Source organism: Herbaspirillum sp. BH-1, assembly GCF_002870055.1.
In the GTDB taxonomy this organism is placed as follows: Bacteria; Pseudomonadota; Gammaproteobacteria; order Burkholderiales; family Burkholderiaceae_D; genus Herbaspirillum; species Herbaspirillum frisingense.
Map to the genome: position 1 here is coordinate 259,108 of NZ_PKOI01000003.1, position 16,501 is coordinate 275,608.

Genomic DNA, 16,501 nt, shown 5'->3' on the forward strand with positions numbered 1-16,501 from the left:
TCCTTGCCAGAGCGTCCCATGAAGTCTCCCGCGCCCACGCCCCACGCCTCACCCCTCACCCCGACCATGAAACAGATGAACCGCAGCAAACCGATGAAGCACCCCATGCCAATGAAACCGGAGTCGCACCTCAAACAGCTCAAGGAAATCACCGCCGTCCTCTTCAGCCTGGCCATCGCCGGCACCATGTTGCCGCCCGCGAGCCACGCCGCCATGCTGGACGAACTGACCACGCCACTGGCCGACCCGCTGCTGGCGCAGCCTCCGGTGCTGGTGCATGGCAAGCCCCTGCCGGGCGACCAGGAAGGCCTGATCTGCAGCCCCGGCCCGACCGTGCTGCGCGAGCCGCTGTCGCTGGCCGACGCCATCGACCTGGCGCTGTGCCAGCATCCGCAGGTCCAGGCCGCCTGGGCCGGCATCAAGGTCCAGGCCGCCCAACTGGGCGAGGCACGTGCGGCCTACCTGCCCAGCGTCAATGCCGGCGCCAGCCAGGTGCGCAGCAAGACCAGCCCGGCCGCAGGCGAGGGCGTGCGCTCCACCCAGAGCTACTACGCGGCGCTGACCTGGCGCCTGCTGGACGCGGGTGCGCGTGCGGCCAACCGGCGCGCCGCCGATGCCCTGCTGGAAGCCGCCGCCGCCGGCCATGACGCGACCCTGCAAAAGGCCATGGCCAATGTGATCGGATTGTATTTCGACGCCCAGAGCAGCCAGGCCAGCGAGCAGGCCCGCGCCCAGAGCGAAGCGCTGGCGCGCCAGGTACTGGAGACCGCGCTCAAGCGCGAACAGCGCGGCGTCGGCTCGCGCCCCGAGACCCTGCAGGCCCGCACCTTCGTCGCCAAGGCCGAACTGGAGCTTGGCCGCGCCCGCGGCCAGCACCAGAAGGCGCTGGTGGCCCTGAACCTGGCCATGGGCGCGCCGGTGGCCGGTGAAGAGGCGCAGACCCTGTCGCTGGTGCCTCCCACTGACGATGACCTGCCGGCGCTGGAACTGGATCTGCGCGAATGGCTGCAGACCGCACGCGAGCAGCATCCGGCCATCCTGGCCGCGCAGGCCCAGCTGGACGCCTCCCGTGAAAAAGTCCAGGCCACCCGCGCCGAGGGCTTGCCGAGCGTGGACCTGAGTGCCGGGCAATACATCAACGGCCGGCCCAACCAGTCCCCCGGCGTCCGTGGCGAGCGTGATACCACGGTCGGTGTGAGCCTCAACATCCCGCTCTTCGACGGCTTCTCGCGCACCTACAAGGTCAGGGGCGCGCAAGGCCAGGTCGAGCTCAGGCAGGCCGAGTTGCGTGATGTTCAGGCCCAGGTACAGGGCGATATCTCCACCGCCTATGTCGAGGCCAGTGCCGCCTTGCGCAACCTGGCCTCCTCGCGCCGCCTGCTGGAGGCAGCGCAATCCTCGGTGGATGCGATCAGTCGCAAATACGACAGCGGCATCGCCGACATCGTGGAAATGCTCAACGCCCAGGCCGCGCTATCGGATGCCAGCCAGGAACGCATCCGCACACTGTCGGACTGGCGCTCGGCGCGCCTGCGCCTGCTGGCCAATGCGGGGCGGATGTCGCGCAGCGTGCTGGCCACCGACGCTAAACCTTGAGTCAACCCAGGTCAACAAGAAGAGCATGGACAGGGCGGCAAGTGCAGCTCACGCGCCGCCCTGAACCTGCCATCTTCAATGACCGTGACAGCAGACTGGACTTGCGCAATTCTCATCGGTCAACTATCCCGACCTCTTTTTTCCCCTGCTTGTTGTCTGTCTCTGGGCGATCCCGGTCATGCCAGGTCAGCGCCAGCGGCGCGCGGTTTAATGTTGATCAACGGCCTGTCCGCACAGCCATGCGATACGTGTTGGGTGATATCCCGGTGACACGCTTGAATGCATTGCTGAATGCGCTCTCCGACGTATAGCCTAGCGACTGCGCCATGGTGGCAATCGCCTGGTTCTGCTCGCGCAAGGCACGCTGCGCCAGGCACATGCGCCACTCGGTCAGGTAGGTGAGTGGCGCCACGCCGGCGGCAGTTTTGAAGCGAGACGCGAACGTTGTACGCGACATGGCGCAGGCTTCGGCAAGTTCTTCCAGATGCCATGTACGACCGGGGTCGCCGTGCATCAGGTGCAACGCTGGCGCCAGGCGGGGTTCAGCCAGGGCGCGTAGCCAGCCGCGCGGCGTCGGTCCGGCATTATTCAGATGCGCACGCAAGATCTGGATGAACAGCAGCTGCGCCAGTTGGGCCGATGCCAATTGGCTACCCGGCAAGCTGGTGGCCCGTTCCTCCATCAACTGACCCAGCAGCCATCGGAAGCTGGCTGCCTGCGGTGTCGTCGCGGGAACATGTATCCAGGGCGGCAATACATCGCGCAACAGTTTGCCGCTGGTCGGGTCGAGCAGCACGTGGCCACCGATATGCTCGAAGTCTTGTCCGTCTCCCACGACTGCTGTCGCATTTCCTGCTCCGGAAAACAACGCCATCGCGTCGAGTGCCGGCACGCCCGGTGCGCTGGACAGCGTGAATGCCAGCGGTGCCGCCAGCAATCCGACGTCGCCGGTGTCGAAGCGGATGGGATTCGGTTCACCGTCAAGCTCGATCCAGCAGCTTCCCTTTATTACGGCAAAGAACTTGATTTTTTCTGGCGCAGGGAAGCGGATCGCCCACGCGCCGCCAGCCGTAAAGCCGCCGGTAGCGATGGATTCAGCGCGCGTGAATTTGAGGATGTCGGAGAAGGGATCGATGTGCATTTCCGTACTATCGCGCAAGTAATGGGGATTTACAATTATTCATAATACGGGTTCGAAGCCTTATCTTCCCCTTACTTCGGCGCTGGCCATTCCGGCCGGCGAGGTAATTCGGGAAATGACATGAGCGACACATTGGTACTGGTCACCGGTGGGACAGGATTCATTGCGCAGCATTGCATGATTGCACTGCTGCAGGCGGGCTATAGCGTGCGCACTACGGTGCGTGACTTGGCGCGCGAAGGAGAAGTGCGCAGCCATCTCAAGGTAGGCGGCGTGGATGCCGGGGATCGTTTGTCCTTCGTCGTGGCGGATCTCGGTGCGGATCAGGGATGGCGCGAAGCCGCAGCTGGATGCAGCTACGTGATGCATGGCGCTTCGCCGACGCCATCGGGCGATCAGGTACATGAAGAGGACTGGATCAGGCCGGCAGTCGATGGCAATGTACGGGTGCTGCGCGCGGCACGCGATGCCGGCGTCAAGCGCGTGGTGCTGACGTCAGCCTTCGGTGCCATCGGCGTCGGCCATCCGCCGATGAAGCGGCCCTTCAATGAAACCGACTGGAGCGATCTTGGCAACCCGGACGTCGCTCCGTACCAGAAATCCAAGACCCTTTCCGAACGCGCGGCCTGGGCGTTCATGGCGGAAGAGGGGCGTGGCATGGAGCTGACGGCGATCAATCCCGTGGCGGTCCTCGGTCCGGTGCTTGGTGCGGACTTCTCGCACTCGATCCGCCTGGTCAAGTTCCTGCTGGATGGCCAGCCTGCCTGTCTGAAGATCAATTCCGGCTTTGTCGACGTGCGCGACGTGGCCGATCTGCACATGCGCGCGATGACACATCCGGCTGCTGCCGGTGAGCGGTTTCTGGCAATCGCCGGAGAGAGCATGTGGATGGTCGAGCTTGCCGAGGTGTTGCGCAGCCGTCTTGGCGAGGCCGCCAGCAAAGTGCCCACGCGTGTGATGCCCAACTGGATGGCACGCCTGGCGGCGAAACAGAATTCAACGATGCGATCAGCCGTACCGCTGCTGGGCATCAATTTGAATGCGACTGCTGAGAAGGCAAGACGCATGCTCGGCTGGTCTCCGCGCTCGCGGGAGGATGCCATTGTGGCGACGGCAGAGAGCCTCATTCAGCTGGGGCTGGTCAAAGGCCGGGACCTTCGCTCCAAGTAGGCCAGAAGCAGGATCAGATGCCGCTGAACCAGTTGTAGCCCTGATCTTCCCAATAGCCGCCGGGGTTTTGGTTGGTCACGAAGATCGCGGCCACGTGCTTGGGGTTCTTGAAGCCGAGCTTCGTCGGCACCCGCACCTTGAGCGGGAAGCCATACTCGGTCGGCAGCGGCTCCTTGCCGAAGTCCAGCGCAAGGATGGTCTGCGGATGCAGGGCGGTGGGCATGTCAAGGCTGGTGTAGTAACGGTCGGCGCACTTGAAGCCCACGTATCTGGCCGACAGGTCGGCACCGATGGCCTGCAGGAAAAGCTTGAGTGGCACACCCGACCACTGGCCGATGGCACTCCAGCCTTCGATGCAGATATGGCGCGTGATCTGCGCGGCTTGCGGCAAGGCGCGCAGGCGCTCCAGCGTCCATGGCCGTTTGTCGGCGACCATTCCGCTCACCTCCAGGCGCCAGTCGGCGGGATCGATGTCGGGCGCGCTGGCCTGGTCGTAGAACGCGTTGAAAGGGAAGGGGTTGGTGATCTGGCTCGCCGCGTAGGTCGGCGCCAGCTTGTCGCCGCGGAACAGCAGCGCCTGGACCCGGTCGTTCCAGCGCGACATGGCCCACAGCGCCTTGTCGACACTATCGTTGTCCTGCAGATCGCAACCGGCCAGCATCGACAGTGCGCCCAGCGACAGCGCCGAGCGCAGTAACAGACGACGTTCCACCTTGACCAGTGACGTGCGATGGTCGGCCAGTCGGATCTTCTCGGGTGGGCGGGGAGGTTTTTCGTCAGCCCGGCTCATTGCACGTTTCCTTCCGTATGCCCGCGCCCGACCAGCATGGGCAAGAGGGTCTTGGGTACGATGGCGACCAAGGCCAGATGCACGACCACGAACGCGGCGATACCCGCCATTGCGGCGAAATGGACCTTGTGCGCGAAGTCGAAGCCGCCGAAGAAATTGCACAGCGGTTCCAGCTGCACCGGCTTCCAGATGGCGAGTCCGGACAAGACCACGACGACGCCCAGCAGCATGACTCCCCAGTACAGCAATTTCTGTACAGCGTTATAGGCGCCCGGATGATGCGGCAGGCGAAAACGCAAGGCGCTGGCGGCATCGGCCACCACATCGCGCGCGCGCAGCGGCAGCAGGCGCCGGCGGAAATGACCGCTGGCCGCACCATAGCCCAGATAGAACAGGCCATTGACCACCAGCAGCCACATCGCGGCGAAATGCCAGGCGATCGAACCGCCCAGCCATCCGCCCAGGGTCATCCAGGCCGGAAACCGGAAACCGAAGATCGGCGAAGCGTTGTAGATGCCCCAGCCGCTGGTCAGCATGCAGCCGATGGCGAAGGCGTTGAGCCAGTGGGCGATACGCACCGCCATCGGATGAAGAGCAAGCCTGCCGGACATTGCGCGCCTCTTACATCGGCGGCGTGATGCCGTTGCGGCCGACGCTGACCGAAGCGGCGGTCAGGCTGCCGTCGGGGTTCTTGCGGGCGCGCACCACCACCTTGGCACCGGCCACCAGCATGGAGCGTTCACCGGCTTCGATGTTGACGATGGGCACGTCGTCCGGCACCACGATCTTCTTCTCGCCGTCCTTGTATTTCAAGGTCAGCGTGCGGCCGTTGCTGGCCACCACGTCACCCACGGTGCCGTTGGTCATGGTGCTGTTGGGCGCCAGGTCGAACGGACGGTGGCCGTCGCCGGTGCCGGCCATGGCCGGCGGGAAGACGTGCACTTCCAGCGCCTTCTGCGAGCCGTCCGGCTGCGGGATGCCGGCCGCGCCGATGTAGCTGCCGGGCTTGATGTCGTTGATGTTGGCCAGCGAGATGGCGGCGACACGGGTGTCCTTATCGAGGGCTATGGTCTGCTCGCCGCCACGGTTGCTCTTGACGACCAGCTTGTCGGCGGCAACGGAAACGATGGCGCCGCGGATACCGGCCAGGGGTGCGGGCGCTTGTGCAAAGGAGGCGGAGGTGGCGAAGATGGCGGATACAGCGATGCCATGGACGAGGTTGCGAAGGGATGCGCTCATGAGATCCTGACCAGTTGAGTGGGTTGGAAAAACATCCATGCTAGTCACGCAAAGGAGTCATTTGCATGACATTTGAATGACAAAAATGTCAGCTTTGGAACGACCCCGAATAGCCGCAGCCTGAGACGCGCTCATCCGCCCTTGAGATTGCGCCAGGTCTGAGGCCTTCTCGATACCCACCGGGCGGTCTTCGCCTGATCGAAAACTTCCTGTTCCTGCTGGATTGACAATGCCCAGGGTGGCATTTCACTGGCCGGTGCCACAGTTCCTGGCGAACCGAAGGAGGGTCAGTGTTTCCTTGAAGGTCTCCTGCACGGCGGGAGTCGGATCGATGCACGCCTGAAGATCGCTCTGCACTCCCGCGATCATCTCGTCAAGCTTGACGGCGCCGGTCGCGTCCAATCGTTGAAGCAGCATCGTCATGATGTATTGCATGGCGGCGCTGGTGGTATCCGGGTTGCTCATCGGTTCTTCCTTTTCCACGGGATCTCCGGTTAAAAAATGCTTAGTAGTTGAGAATGGATTTGCTTCTGGTCGACGGCGGCCAATAATGGTGGCATAACGAATCTCGACGAGCCGCTGGAGTCGATAAAAGGATTTCAGTAGAATCGTTCGTCTAGACGAAAAACTAAAAAAAACCATCTCCCACTCGACTTGCTCTACAAGGAAATCACGCACTTGTCGACGTGGAGAAGGAAGCTACAGCTGCTGCCTGTTTTATCGTTCGATGGGACCTGATCGTCGCACTGGTTTTGGCAATAGTATGTCTGATTGCCGCAAAACGATATCAAATCAACACTCCGGAGAAAGAGTGCTTGTATGAAAAAAAACGACCTGAGGTAGACACGTGAAATCGAATAACTTCTCCGCAACCCTGGAAGGCAAGCGACTGGATATTGTTCAGCGAATCGGCTGTATCGGTTACTGGGAATACGATCCGGCCAAGAAATCGCTCTTTCTGCCAGAGGCTTCGCAGGGGCTGCTAGCCAGTATTACCGGGAGTCCCGGCAATGCTCCGGCCCCGTCCATGCAGGCCTTCGCAAATGGCGGTCTTGAACGTCTCCATGCAGCTTTCGATCAGGCCATGGCCAATCATTTGGCTTTGCAGCTAGAACTTGAGGTGTTCGCCGGAGAGGGCAGGCCCATTTGCCTTGCGTTTCGCGGCGACCAGGTCGAGCTGGCACCGGGTTTGTTCGGCCTGGCAGGTACGTTTCGCGATATTTCGGACGAAAAACGACGTGAAGCCGACCACCAGCAGTCGAATGCGCAATTGCAGACGCTGCTTGCGCAACTCGAAAGCCTTTCAGTTGAGCGCAATCAGGTTGCCGAAAAATTAAGTGAGCTGGAAGAGCATTTCAAACTGTTGACCGAAGACATCGCCGATGTCGTCTGGAAAGCTGATAGCAATTTGCACATTACCTATATCAGTCCGGTTGACGAACGCGTTCGGGGATACCACGCCAGCGAGGTATTGGGGTGTCACGTGTCTGAAATGTTGACCGATGAAGGTATGGCGGTCATTCGGGAGATGCTCGGCAAACGGCGACAGGCTGAGTTGGAGGGCAAGGAGGATGAATCCCTCGCCTTCGAGGTACAGCATCGCTGCAAGGACGGGCGACTGCTATGGGGCGAGCTGCATTCCAGACCTGTGCGCGACGCCGACGGTACCATCATTGGTTACCACGGTATCACCCGCGAAACCACCGAACGTAGGCAACTCGAAGAGCAGGTGCGTCAACTGGCGTTTTATGACCCGCTGACTCACCTGCCAAACCGCCGCCTGCTGAGCGATCGCCTGAATCAATCCATCGCGGCCAGCCAGCGCAACAATTGCCACTACGCCCTGCTGGTGCTTGATCTGGATAATTTCAAGCCGCTAAATGATGTGCACGGCCATTTGGTGGGTGATTTGTTGTTGATCGAAGCCGCACTTCGCTTGAGGGGTATCGTCCGCGAAGTCGACACGGTAGGTCGCTTTGGCGGTGATGAGTTTGTGGTGTTACTAAGCGACCTTGATGCGAACCTGGCAAAAGCGACAGCGCAGGCAAGGACGGTTGCCGACAAAATTGGCGCCAGCCTGTCAGCTCCCTATGTGCTTAGCGTGGAGCACGCGACCCAGGAACCTGAGACGGTGAAGCATCGGTGCTCTGCCAGCATCGGCGTGGTGCTCTACTTGGGGACCTTGGCCACACCGGAAGATATTTTCAAATGGGCTGATGCTGCCATGTACCAGGCCAAGGCGGCCGGTCGCAATGCGATCCGGTTTTATGACCACGGGGCGTTGTAGAAAACGGGATCGAGGGAGCAAGGTAACGATAGGCTGGTTCTACAGTTCACAGCGTAGTTGGCGGCTAACCGTGTTCTTGCAGAAGCCAAGCCGCCTGGCGATCTCCCTTGGCGATATCTGGTCACGCAGGTGCCCGCGCCAGATGATTTCTAGTGATGCCATGTCGAGCACTCCAGTCACCTGCCTGATTGCCAAGCGGGTGATACGCACTCAAGTTTTAATCGCAGCGAAGCTTTTGCACATTGAAGACCGTTGCTGGCCGTTAGCGGACTTGTTGGCACCAATGCTTGGTCATCTGGCGACGCTTACAGAATCGCACCACATTGATCTACTGGCTGCGGTCAGGTTGTGGGTGTCCACCGATCAAGATATCCCATTGTGGCGGCGAGACAAAGACCTCGTCCAGCAATCCCAGGAAAGCCTTCACATTGGGACTGGCGCGCCGGCTCTCTGGCCATAGCGCGGTGATGTTGGAGCGCGTGACGGCAAACGCTGTCAACAGAGGTACCAGCTCGCCACGCCGCACGTGCGTGGCTGCCAGATAGGTCGGCATGATAGCGATGCCGCCACCCGCAATGACGATAGACGCCACCACATCGCTGACGTCAGCCACGATCCCGGCTTCCGGTGCAATTTCCACGATTTTGCCACTCACCGCGAAAGGCCATCGCAGCGCCTGACCGCTGCTTTGGAAACGGAAGTTCACGCATTCATGTTGCACCAGCTCTTCAGGCCGCGTGGGGGTGCCGCGCCTGGCCAGATAAGCCGGTGCAGCGAAGGCGCAGATCCTGTGCGGCGCCAGATGTCTTGAAATCAGGCGGGAATCGGGAATGTCACCCACTCGGATCGCGACATCGATACCCTCCGAAATCATGTCGGCCATCTGATCCCGGATACGTAGGTCGACCACCAGCCGCGGATAGCGCTCGCGCAAACGCACCAGTGCAGGTCCCAGCAAATGAACGCCGATCGGATATGGTGCCGCGACCCGCACGATCCCGGACGGCCCGCTGCGCGTCGAGATGGCCGCCTGCTGGATTTCTTCGGCCTCGTGCAGCAGGCGAAGCGCTCTCGCATAGAGTGCCTCGCCCTCGTGCGTCAGCCTTAATGAGCGTGTAGTTCGGATGAACAGTGGGATGCCCAGTTGTTGCTCCAGGCGAGCGATGCTTTTGCTGACTGCCGACGGCGAGATACCCATTTCGCGCGCTGCTGCGGAATAGCTTCCCAATGTGGCCGCTCTTGCGAAAGCGATTAAACCGGTTAGACGGTCCAGGCTTATTTGTTCCATGATGGCACTTATATTATTCCAATTGACTCCCTTATGGAACAGGTTGTGGCTCCCTAGAATGCGATTACGCACTTGCGTGAACCCATCTACTTCTCAGGAGCACTCCATGAATACCGTCAACAACGCAGCCATGTTTCTCGCCGACAAATCTCTCTCAGGCAAGACCGTCCTGATTTTCGGCGGCACATCCGGAATCGGTCTGGCCACAGCGCTCCAGGCCAAGAACGCTGGTGCCAATGTCATCGTCGTCGGCTCGGACCCTGAGCGCTCCGCGCGCATCGCCAGCGAGCATGGCCTGGCATGGCGCGCAGCAGACATCACACAGCGTGCTGCCGTGGAAACCGCGCTCAAGGACATCGGCCACGTTGATCATCTGGTACTGATGGCGGGCTCCTTCGTCGCAGGCAAGATTCTGGAAGCCGATACCGGGTACCTGCGCCGCGCATTCGATGAACGGATCTGGGCTGCCATTGACGTGATTCGCACGCTCCATCGGCAACTCGATGACCATGCATCGATCACCTTCATCTCAGGTGTGCTGGCTGACCGCCCCAATGCCTGGGGCACCGCCGTGCTGGCCGCCGCGTCGGCCGCCATGGAGGCACTCGCGCGCGGTCTGGCACTGGAATTGGCGCCGCGTCGCTTCAATACCCTGTCACCTGGCACCACCGACACCCCGCTGCTGGGTCGCACCCTGGGTAGTGCGCGCGATGGCTATGTCGCGGATCTGAGCGCCAAGTTGCCGCTCAACAAAATCGTCTCGATGCAACAGGCTGCCGCAGCCGTCATGTTCCTTATCCAGAACGACTTCATGAATGGCGAAACCTTGCACATCGATGGCGGCCAGCGCCTGGTGTAAATCCAGCCCGCCGATACACGACAGAAAACAGACAGGTGATCTCATGAACTCGCTCTTCGACCCAATCCAACTCGGTGCCATCGCCGCCCCCAACCGCATGCTGATGGCACCGATGACGCGCGCGCGCGGCACCCGCGAGCATTTGCCGACGCCAATGATGGCAACGTATTACGCGCAGCGCGCCTCTGCCGGGTTGATCATCAGCGAAGCCATCGGAGTCTCTCAGACCGGCTTGGGTTGGCCGTTTGCCACTGGCATCTGGAACCAGCAGCAGATCGCCGGCTGGCGCCTGGTGACGGACGCGGTGCACGCGGCAGGAGGGCGCATCATCGCGCAACTCTGGCATATGGGACGGGTCGTACATCCGCTGATGGGTGGCCAGACTCCGATATCGGCCTCAGCGACAATCGCACCGGGTCACGCCTACACTTACGCCGGTGCCCAACCCCAAGTACAGGCACGCGCACTGCGCAGCGATGAGATCCAGGATGTGGTCAACGAACATGTACGGGCAGCACGAAACGCCATGGAGGCTGGTTTCGACGGCATTCAGATCCATGCCTCAAATGGGTATCTGATCGACCAGTTCCTGCGCGACAGCGACAATCATCGTGACGATGCCTACGGTGGCTCGATCAGGAACCGCATGCGCTTGCTGCGTGAGATTGTCATCGGTATTTCCGATGCGATCGGGGCAGATCGTATTGGTGTGCGCCTCTCTCCCAATGGTGAAACCCAGGGCATCCGCGATAGCGATCCGCTGACACTCTTTGCGGGGACACTGGAAATGCTGTCGTCAGCGGGCATCGGCCATGTGGAATTGCGCGAGCCTCCTATTCACGGCTCCTTCGGGGTGGGCTACATGCAGCCTCTGGCACCGCAATTGCGGCCGCACTTCAACGGCCCCGTCATTCTCAACTCGGATTTCGATATCGCCCGGGCACAGGCTGATCTTGACAACGGAGCGGGCGACGCTGTCAGCTTCGGTCGCCTCTATATCGCCAACGCTGATCTCCCGCACCGTGTCGCCCACGGTTTGCCCTTGAAAGAGGATGTGCGTGAGACCTGGTTCACGCAAGGTGCTGAAGGCTATATCGATTACTAAGCAGAGAATCCCGGGCTCGCCCCCGCAGGACCCGGAAGATCAACCCTACACCAGCTAGACCGAAAGGAAAAATCATGTCTTTGTCCCAAGCCGCCACCCCGATCGAAATCGCCCAAACCTTCTTTGATCACTGGAATCACAACCGCATCGATGCAGCACTCGCTATGTTGGCTGCCGATGTGCTTTACGACAACGTGCCATTCCCGGACATTATCGGACGAGCAGAAACCGGCAAGTTTCATCGCCAGTTCGGAATCGGAACAGAGTTTGTGCTGGACTGGAAGGTCACACACATCGCAGCCCAGGGCAACGTCGTCCTGAACGAACGCGTGGATGTGTTCAGGCATGTGAATGGCGGAATCATCAGCCTGCCCGTAATGGGGACTCTGACCATCGAGAACGGCGAGATCACCGTATGGCGTGATTATTTCGATCCCGCCGATTTCGACCGGCAGCTGGCACTGATCCGGTCGTAGGTTTTCGAGCTCGCGCCGGATTGTGGGGGTTAAAAAATCATGAGATTTTGAAAGTCGGGGCAGGGGGATAACGCATTATCTTGCGCTTATCTGGGCCTGGAGAATGGCCTATTGGTCAACTCCGCTTCTGGCCGATAGCTGCCGTCAGTTGCTCTCGGCGTCAGTAGTGAAGACGATTCGATTACCAAATGGGTCCAGAATCGACATATCTCGGCTGCCCCAGGGAGTTGCCTTCACCTCCGGGAAATATCCCTTGTATGGACGGCCTTTCAGTTCCCGGTAGAGCTCGTCCACGTTCCCTACCGGGACGCGCAACGCAGATCCCGGGCAGGCATCCCCATGATGCTCCGATAGATGCAGAATGCAGCTCTCCCGGGAAATCTGCAGATATAGGGGCAGATGCTTGTCAAAACGATGTTGCCAATCAATTTTGAAATTTAGCCACTCGACGTAAAAGGACAGTGCCTTCGCCTCGTCGAAAATCCTGAGTATTGGTATCGGTGAATGAATTCTGTTTGTCATTTCTTCAATGGATTGAGAGCTTAATTTGCTGACACAGACAACGCGGGATTCCCACTCTGCCTGCACTTGGTCGAATTCGGCCGTTGGGCTCAGCAGAGCAGGGTGCCGCGCTGAAAAGTCAAGAACGGTCACGACCGTCCAAAACCGTCCGACAGCAGCCTGACGCGTACCTCTAAGCTGCCGGTTTGCAACCGCTTTGTTTGAATACTCTTTCGGTCGAGAGCGTGGACGACGATCTACTGGTGACCAGGATCGTAGTCACCACAGACCTTCATCGTAAAGGTGATTCAAGCCCTTGGAACGATAGCTTTCGACGGGTAACTTGCCAGAATTACTGACGTGGTAACTGGCCCAAACCGCGCCAGCGCATCGATAGCAGCTTCCAGCTGCGCCATCTCTTCAACGACCACACGCACAATGAAGCAATCTTCCCCAGTTATGCGGTGTGCTTCAATAATCTCGGGCATCGCCTCGAAGGCGAACAAGCAGCGCTTGATCTCCGCGTGGGTGGTACGAATCCGTACCATTGCGGAGATATTGTGGCCCACCAAGCCGGGATTTATTTTTGCCGTATAGCCTTCGATAACACCTCGGTCTTCCAATTTCCTGATGCGGGCGGTGATGGCTGGTTGAGATAGACCAATCTGCTTTCCCAGCTCTGTATTGCTCATGCGCGCATTGTGTTGAAGGGCCTCCAAGATGCGCCAGTCCAGGCGGTCTAATGCCTCCGCTTTAATTTCATTTGTCGGGTCCATCATCTTCCGTCAATTCATCGGTTCAGTGCCGTCAATTCATTCGAATGTCGATGTTGCCTTAGTTCGGGTCTCAATACAATGAGCACTGTTTCATCAATGGAGATTTCGCAAATGCATCATTCCGTCCTTGTGGTTCCCGGCATCGGCAACTCTGGCCCTTCTCACTGGCAGAGCCTATGGCAGTCTTCGTATCCGGATTGGCGGCGCCTCATCGTCGAGAATTGGGACAAAGTGGAGCGCGACGACTGGGTATCGTCTCTGGAGCGACAACTTGTCGATGCTCCTGCAAACACCCTGCTGGTAGCACATAGCCTTGGATGCCTAGCGGTCGCACATTGGGCTGCACATTCGGAAAAGAAGATTGGCGGCGCCTTGCTGGTCGCAGTTCCCGATCCAGCGGCACCTTCATTTCCGCGTGGCGCGGCGCATGGATTCGCACCTATACCTCTGGTGCCATTAAGGTTTCCGACGGTCGTCGTCTGTAGCACGGACGATCCCTACGGTAGCGTGGACCACGGCCGAGAATGCGCCAATGCCTGGGGCAGCGAATTCGTCGAGGTTGGAGCGAAGGGGCACCTCAATGCGGAAAGCAAGCTAGGTGCCTGGCCGGAAGGGCTGGATTTGCTCGCAAGAATGTCCATTTCCACTGATCGCGGCCGAGAGACCCTATAGTCAATATGCGCATCGTGGAAAGAAAATTCCCATCGCATTGCCAAGCGACCGTCACTTCCGTGCTAACCGTCTGATCAGTTCCTGGTGCTGCGGCCAATCTTCCAGCAGCAACTCTGCCTGGGCGATTTCAAACGCATCAAATTCGAAGCCTGGCGCCACCGTGCAGCCCACCAGACTGTGACCGTCTTGAACCGTACACTCCGCCGCAAACCAGGCGCCTGCCGGGACCAGCGCCTGGAAATCGGCGCCGTCATGCTCCAGCGGATTGCCCAGGCGGAAAGTCTGAAGCGCCCCGTGCGGCTGCAGGACATGGACGTGCAGAGGGTCACCTTCATAGAAGTGCCACATCTCTTCTGCATCGATCCGGTGCCAGGTTGACCTATCCTCGCCACCGAGAAGGTAATAGATCGCGGTCGCCGCCGCGCGTGGCGAACCGCCCGTTGAGCGCGCTACGCGCTCCTGGCTGCGATGGGTCTCGCGATAGAAACCTCCCTCCGGATGCGGTTGAAGTTTCAGATGGGAAATCAATTCTTCGAAGCGATGTCGGGACATTTTTCAGTGTGATGGAAAGGTGGAAGGGGGTTATGCGCCCTAATGCTTCCCGTTCTTGACGAACTCTCGCACTCGCAGATCTGGTGTGAACAGGGCCTAGGTTAGATTCAATCCGCCATCCGATAGTAGGATTTCTCCGGTGAGATAGTCCGATGCGACCAACATCGCAACGGCTTGGGCGATGTCCTCCGGACGGGCAGATCGGCGCATCGGCGAGCGCTCCTTCCAGATTTGCTGCGCCTGGGTCCAGTCTGCGGTCAGTGGTGTATCGACCAATCCCGGGGCGACAGCATTTACTCGGATGTCGGGCGCAAGTGAAACAGCGAGTAGCCGGGTCATATGATTCAAGGCTGCCTTGGTCGCTGAATAGGGAATCGATGCGCCCTTCGGGCGGACGCCAGCATGGGAGCTGATGTTGACTATGCAGCCGGGTCGACCGAAGCGTTTCGAATCACGCAAGGCCGATTCAGCCTCAGCGATCAAACGAAAAGGAGCAACCACGTTCACTTCATACAGCTCATGCCACACATCGGGCGTTGCGGCAGCCAAATCCTGGTGCGAAATAACACGGCTGATTCCTGCGTTATTAACCAGCACATCCAGCCGCCCCCAAGATGCTATTGCTTCGCGGATCAGTCGCACCCTGTCGTCATTATTAGCCAAATCAGCTTGCACATAGATGGCCGATCCGAGTTCGAGCGCTAGTCGTTGCCCGGCCTCTACCGAATTGCGCGAGTGCAATACGATTGAATAGCCTTCGCTTGCGAGCCGGCGGGCAATTGCCACACCGATGCCAGAAGTTGAGCCTGTGATAAGTGCGACGGGAGCCTGTGACATCGTGGAAGCCTATTCGGTTGGGTGCATAACAAGTTGATAAACGTTCGCCTCACTTGGATGAAGGCCTGCTTTTGGTCGATGGCGGGCCACGGCTCCGGGCGCTGCCGGATCATCAGTGGCATAGAGAGCTTAATGAGACCGGCGAGCGCGGTGCTAGGGCTAATCTACGAGTGCGAGAGGTCGCCAAGCGTTGACTGCCTAGGCGCAGCGACGCGCCGTAGTGGTGCTATAGCAAGGAGCTGCAACAACGGAATGCGACGCTTGGCGGCCTCTCCCGGAGGGTTGGCGCCAACGCATCTCGCAGATTAAATGTGAACAGGCCCTAGTATCACTTCGATCTGATGTAGATCGGGATGTACATCGTGCCCGGGCTGCAACTCGTGTCGGTCCGTAGCAGTTGTGGAGCCTGATACTCCGTCAGTCCTTTCAGCTCAGGGTAGTTCGCATCGATGTATTTGGTCGCTTCGGCGAGATCGTCTCGGTAACGCACCCGCAATTTATCGTTTTGGAAAGCGTAATCCACCGAACCGATATAGATGACCTTGCCCTTGGGAACGCTGAACACGAACGTCTGCGCCGACTCACAGGGTACGAAGTTGCGTCCCCGCAGCACCGCGTTTTCGTCTTCCACGACTCTGACCTTGGTGATGGCCAGCACCCGGCCGGCCGGCGACTTCCCGACGACGAAGCCATCCTTGGCGGCCCCATAGAGCGCGGCAGAGTATATGCGGCTCTGATGAAACACTCCATTTTCGATCTCGCCAGGGAACACCGAGACGCGATGATTGGATGGAGTAACACCGATGACGAAATAGGACTCGTCCTCTGCAGGTGGGTGTGCGGTGTTTTCGAGCCAGCCGCGTGAGGTGCACCCGCCCAGTACAGCGAGTGACAAGAGAGACGCAAGAAGTGACTTCATGGCGAAATTAATATTGTGAGATGAAGGAACGGGACGTGGCGATGCCGGGGTGCTCCTGCACCGCGACCTGCAGTAACGGCGGCCGGGATGTCATTCCCCCCTCCGGCCGGAACGTATTGTACTTGTTGCTTCATCATGCAAGGATGGCCGATTGCGGATAGCTTACAGGCGAGGCGATTCACCAGGTATTGATTCAGGTCCAGCGGATGGGGGGAATCGGCGGCCGGGCAGGGGAAGCCTGCATGCAGCTTATGCGTGATCTGCAGGGCCAGAGGCCCGCCGACGGACAGTGA

At 59.7% G+C, this 16,501-nt stretch carries 18 protein-coding genes; 7 read left to right on the plus strand and 11 right to left on the minus strand.

The window, feature by feature from the left end:
- Nucleotides 1-18 precede the first annotated feature (18 nt).
- A complete protein-coding gene (locus HBH1_RS06125; protein ID WP_233207537.1) occupies nt 19-1,596 on the plus strand; it encodes a TolC family protein in 1,578 nt (525 codons plus the stop codon).
- A 217-nt stretch (nt 1,597-1,813) separates the two neighbouring features.
- Here HBH1_RS06125 and HBH1_RS06130 read toward each other — a convergent pair whose 3' ends face one another.
- A complete protein-coding gene (locus tag HBH1_RS06130) occupies nt 1,814-2,737 on the minus strand; it encodes an AraC family transcriptional regulator (RefSeq protein WP_208399118.1) in 924 nt (307 codons plus the stop codon).
- Between the two features lie 120 nt (nt 2,738-2,857).
- On the opposite strand from HBH1_RS06130, the gene HBH1_RS06135 reads away from it, so the two are divergent.
- Nucleotides 2,858-3,907, plus strand: coding sequence for an SDR family oxidoreductase (locus HBH1_RS06135; RefSeq protein ID WP_102661995.1), 1,050 nt, complete (start codon nt 2,858-2,860; stop codon nt 3,905-3,907).
- A gap of 13 nt (nt 3,908-3,920) precedes the next feature.
- Here the strand turns inward: HBH1_RS06135 and HBH1_RS06140 are convergent, their stop codons facing one another.
- The 4 genes from HBH1_RS06140 to HBH1_RS06155 form a co-directional block, all read right to left on the minus strand.
- Nucleotides 3,921-4,697, minus strand: coding sequence for a molybdopterin-dependent oxidoreductase (locus tag HBH1_RS06140; protein WP_102661996.1), 777 nt, complete (start codon nt 4,695-4,697; stop codon nt 3,921-3,923).
- Nucleotides 4,694-5,308, minus strand: coding sequence for a cytochrome b/b6 domain-containing protein (locus HBH1_RS06145; protein WP_102661997.1), 615 nt, complete (start codon nt 5,306-5,308; stop codon nt 4,694-4,696). The genes HBH1_RS06140 and HBH1_RS06145 overlap by 4 nt, the downstream gene beginning before the upstream one ends.
- Before the next feature lie 10 nt (nt 5,309-5,318).
- Nucleotides 5,319-5,936 (minus strand): DUF5666 domain-containing protein, encoded by a 618-nt coding sequence (locus HBH1_RS06150; protein WP_102661998.1) that lies wholly within the window; start codon nt 5,934-5,936, stop codon nt 5,319-5,321.
- Nucleotides 5,937-6,182: 246 nt separating this feature from the next.
- Nucleotides 6,183-6,419: a hypothetical protein gene (locus tag HBH1_RS06155; RefSeq protein WP_146012824.1), complete on the minus strand. Its 237-nt coding sequence runs from the start codon at nt 6,417-6,419 to the stop codon at nt 6,183-6,185.
- A gap of 364 nt (nt 6,420-6,783) precedes the next feature.
- Between HBH1_RS06155 and HBH1_RS06160 the strand changes: the two genes are divergently transcribed.
- Nucleotides 6,784-8,223, plus strand: a complete 1,440-nt coding sequence (locus HBH1_RS06160) for a sensor domain-containing diguanylate cyclase (protein WP_102662000.1) — start codon at nt 6,784-6,786, stop codon at nt 8,221-8,223.
- A gap of 328 nt (nt 8,224-8,551) precedes the next feature.
- Here HBH1_RS06160 and HBH1_RS06165 read toward each other — a convergent pair whose 3' ends face one another.
- On the minus strand, nt 8,552-9,511 hold the full coding sequence (locus HBH1_RS06165) for a LysR family transcriptional regulator (RefSeq protein ID WP_102662001.1): 960 nt from the start codon (nt 9,509-9,511) through the stop codon (nt 8,552-8,554).
- 106 nt (nt 9,512-9,617) lie between these two features.
- Here HBH1_RS06165 and HBH1_RS06170 point away from each other — a divergent pair, with 106 nt between their 5' ends.
- From HBH1_RS06170 to HBH1_RS06180, 3 genes are all read left to right on the plus strand, one after another.
- The gene (locus HBH1_RS06170) at nt 9,618-10,370 is read left to right on the plus strand and encodes an SDR family oxidoreductase (RefSeq protein ID WP_233207538.1); all 753 of its coding nucleotides are present in this window, start codon (nt 9,618-9,620) and stop codon (nt 10,368-10,370) included.
- A 43-nt stretch (nt 10,371-10,413) separates the two neighbouring features.
- A complete protein-coding gene (locus tag HBH1_RS06175; RefSeq protein WP_102662108.1) occupies nt 10,414-11,475 on the plus strand; it encodes an alkene reductase in 1,062 nt (353 codons plus the stop codon).
- 74 nt (nt 11,476-11,549) lie between these two features.
- On the plus strand, nt 11,550-11,951 hold the full coding sequence (locus tag HBH1_RS06180; RefSeq protein ID WP_102662002.1) for a limonene-1,2-epoxide hydrolase family protein: 402 nt from the start codon (nt 11,550-11,552) through the stop codon (nt 11,949-11,951).
- Between the two features lie 144 nt (nt 11,952-12,095).
- On the opposite strand, the gene HBH1_RS06185 is transcribed toward HBH1_RS06180, so the two are convergent.
- Nucleotides 12,096-12,605 carry a glyoxalase superfamily protein gene (locus HBH1_RS06185; RefSeq protein ID WP_310009769.1) on the minus strand — a complete coding sequence of 170 codons (510 nt, stop codon included), beginning with the start codon at nt 12,603-12,605 and terminating at the stop codon, nt 12,096-12,098.
- Nucleotides 12,606-12,760: 155 nt separating this feature from the next.
- A complete protein-coding gene (locus HBH1_RS06190; RefSeq protein WP_102662004.1) occupies nt 12,761-13,231 on the minus strand; it encodes an Lrp/AsnC family transcriptional regulator in 471 nt (156 codons plus the stop codon).
- Nucleotides 13,232-13,339: 108 nt separating this feature from the next.
- Here HBH1_RS06190 and HBH1_RS06195 point away from each other — a divergent pair, with 108 nt between their 5' ends.
- Nucleotides 13,340-13,900: an RBBP9/YdeN family alpha/beta hydrolase gene (locus HBH1_RS06195; RefSeq protein ID WP_166757946.1), complete on the plus strand. Its 561-nt coding sequence runs from the start codon at nt 13,340-13,342 to the stop codon at nt 13,898-13,900.
- 51 nt (nt 13,901-13,951) lie between these two features.
- On the opposite strand, the gene HBH1_RS06200 is transcribed toward HBH1_RS06195, so the two are convergent.
- The 3 genes from HBH1_RS06200 to HBH1_RS06210 form a co-directional block, all read right to left on the minus strand.
- Complete coding sequence (locus tag HBH1_RS06200; RefSeq protein WP_102662005.1) at nt 13,952-14,452, minus strand: cupin domain-containing protein; 501 nt, start codon at nt 14,450-14,452, stop codon at nt 13,952-13,954.
- Nucleotides 14,453-14,548: 96 nt separating this feature from the next.
- Complete coding sequence (locus HBH1_RS06205; protein WP_102662006.1) at nt 14,549-15,289, minus strand: SDR family NAD(P)-dependent oxidoreductase; 741 nt, start codon at nt 15,287-15,289, stop codon at nt 14,549-14,551.
- 328 nt (nt 15,290-15,617) lie between these two features.
- On the minus strand, nt 15,618-16,208 hold the full coding sequence (locus HBH1_RS06210; RefSeq protein WP_146012825.1) for a hypothetical protein: 591 nt from the start codon (nt 16,206-16,208) through the stop codon (nt 15,618-15,620).
- Between the last annotated feature and the right edge of the window lie 293 nt (nt 16,209-16,501).

Bases quoted from the DNA above. Each gene is read 5' to 3' on its own strand.
- HBH1_RS06125 (WP_233207537.1), top strand. From the start codon at position 19: ATGAAGTCTCCCGCGCCCACGCCCCACGCCTCACCCCTCACCCCGACC.
- HBH1_RS06130 (WP_208399118.1), bottom strand. From the start codon at position 2,737: ATGCACATCGATCCCTTCTCCGACATCCTCAAATTCACGCGCGCTGAA.
- HBH1_RS06135 (WP_102661995.1), top strand. From the start codon at position 2,858: ATGAGCGACACATTGGTACTGGTCACCGGTGGGACAGGATTCATTGCG.
- HBH1_RS06140 (WP_102661996.1), bottom strand. From the start codon at position 4,697: ATGAGCCGGGCTGACGAAAAACCTCCCCGCCCACCCGAGAAGATCCGA.
- HBH1_RS06145 (WP_102661997.1), bottom strand. From the start codon at position 5,308: ATGTCCGGCAGGCTTGCTCTTCATCCGATGGCGGTGCGTATCGCCCAC.
- HBH1_RS06150 (WP_102661998.1), bottom strand. From the start codon at position 5,936: ATGAGCGCATCCCTTCGCAACCTCGTCCATGGCATCGCTGTATCCGCC.
- HBH1_RS06165 (WP_102662001.1), bottom strand. From the start codon at position 9,511: ATGGAACAAATAAGCCTGGACCGTCTAACCGGTTTAATCGCTTTCGCA.
- HBH1_RS06170 (WP_233207538.1), top strand. From the start codon at position 9,618: ATGAATACCGTCAACAACGCAGCCATGTTTCTCGCCGACAAATCTCTC.
- HBH1_RS06175 (WP_102662108.1), top strand. From the start codon at position 10,414: ATGAACTCGCTCTTCGACCCAATCCAACTCGGTGCCATCGCCGCCCCC.
- HBH1_RS06180 (WP_102662002.1), top strand. From the start codon at position 11,550: ATGTCTTTGTCCCAAGCCGCCACCCCGATCGAAATCGCCCAAACCTTC.
- HBH1_RS06190 (WP_102662004.1), bottom strand. From the start codon at position 13,231: ATGATGGACCCGACAAATGAAATTAAAGCGGAGGCATTAGACCGCCTG.
- HBH1_RS06195 (WP_166757946.1), top strand. From the start codon at position 13,340: ATGCATCATTCCGTCCTTGTGGTTCCCGGCATCGGCAACTCTGGCCCT.
- HBH1_RS06200 (WP_102662005.1), bottom strand. From the start codon at position 14,452: ATGTCCCGACATCGCTTCGAAGAATTGATTTCCCATCTGAAACTTCAA.
- HBH1_RS06205 (WP_102662006.1), bottom strand. From the start codon at position 15,289: ATGTCACAGGCTCCCGTCGCACTTATCACAGGCTCAACTTCTGGCATC.
- HBH1_RS06210 (WP_146012825.1), bottom strand. From the start codon at position 16,208: ATGAAGTCACTTCTTGCGTCTCTCTTGTCACTCGCTGTACTGGGCGGG.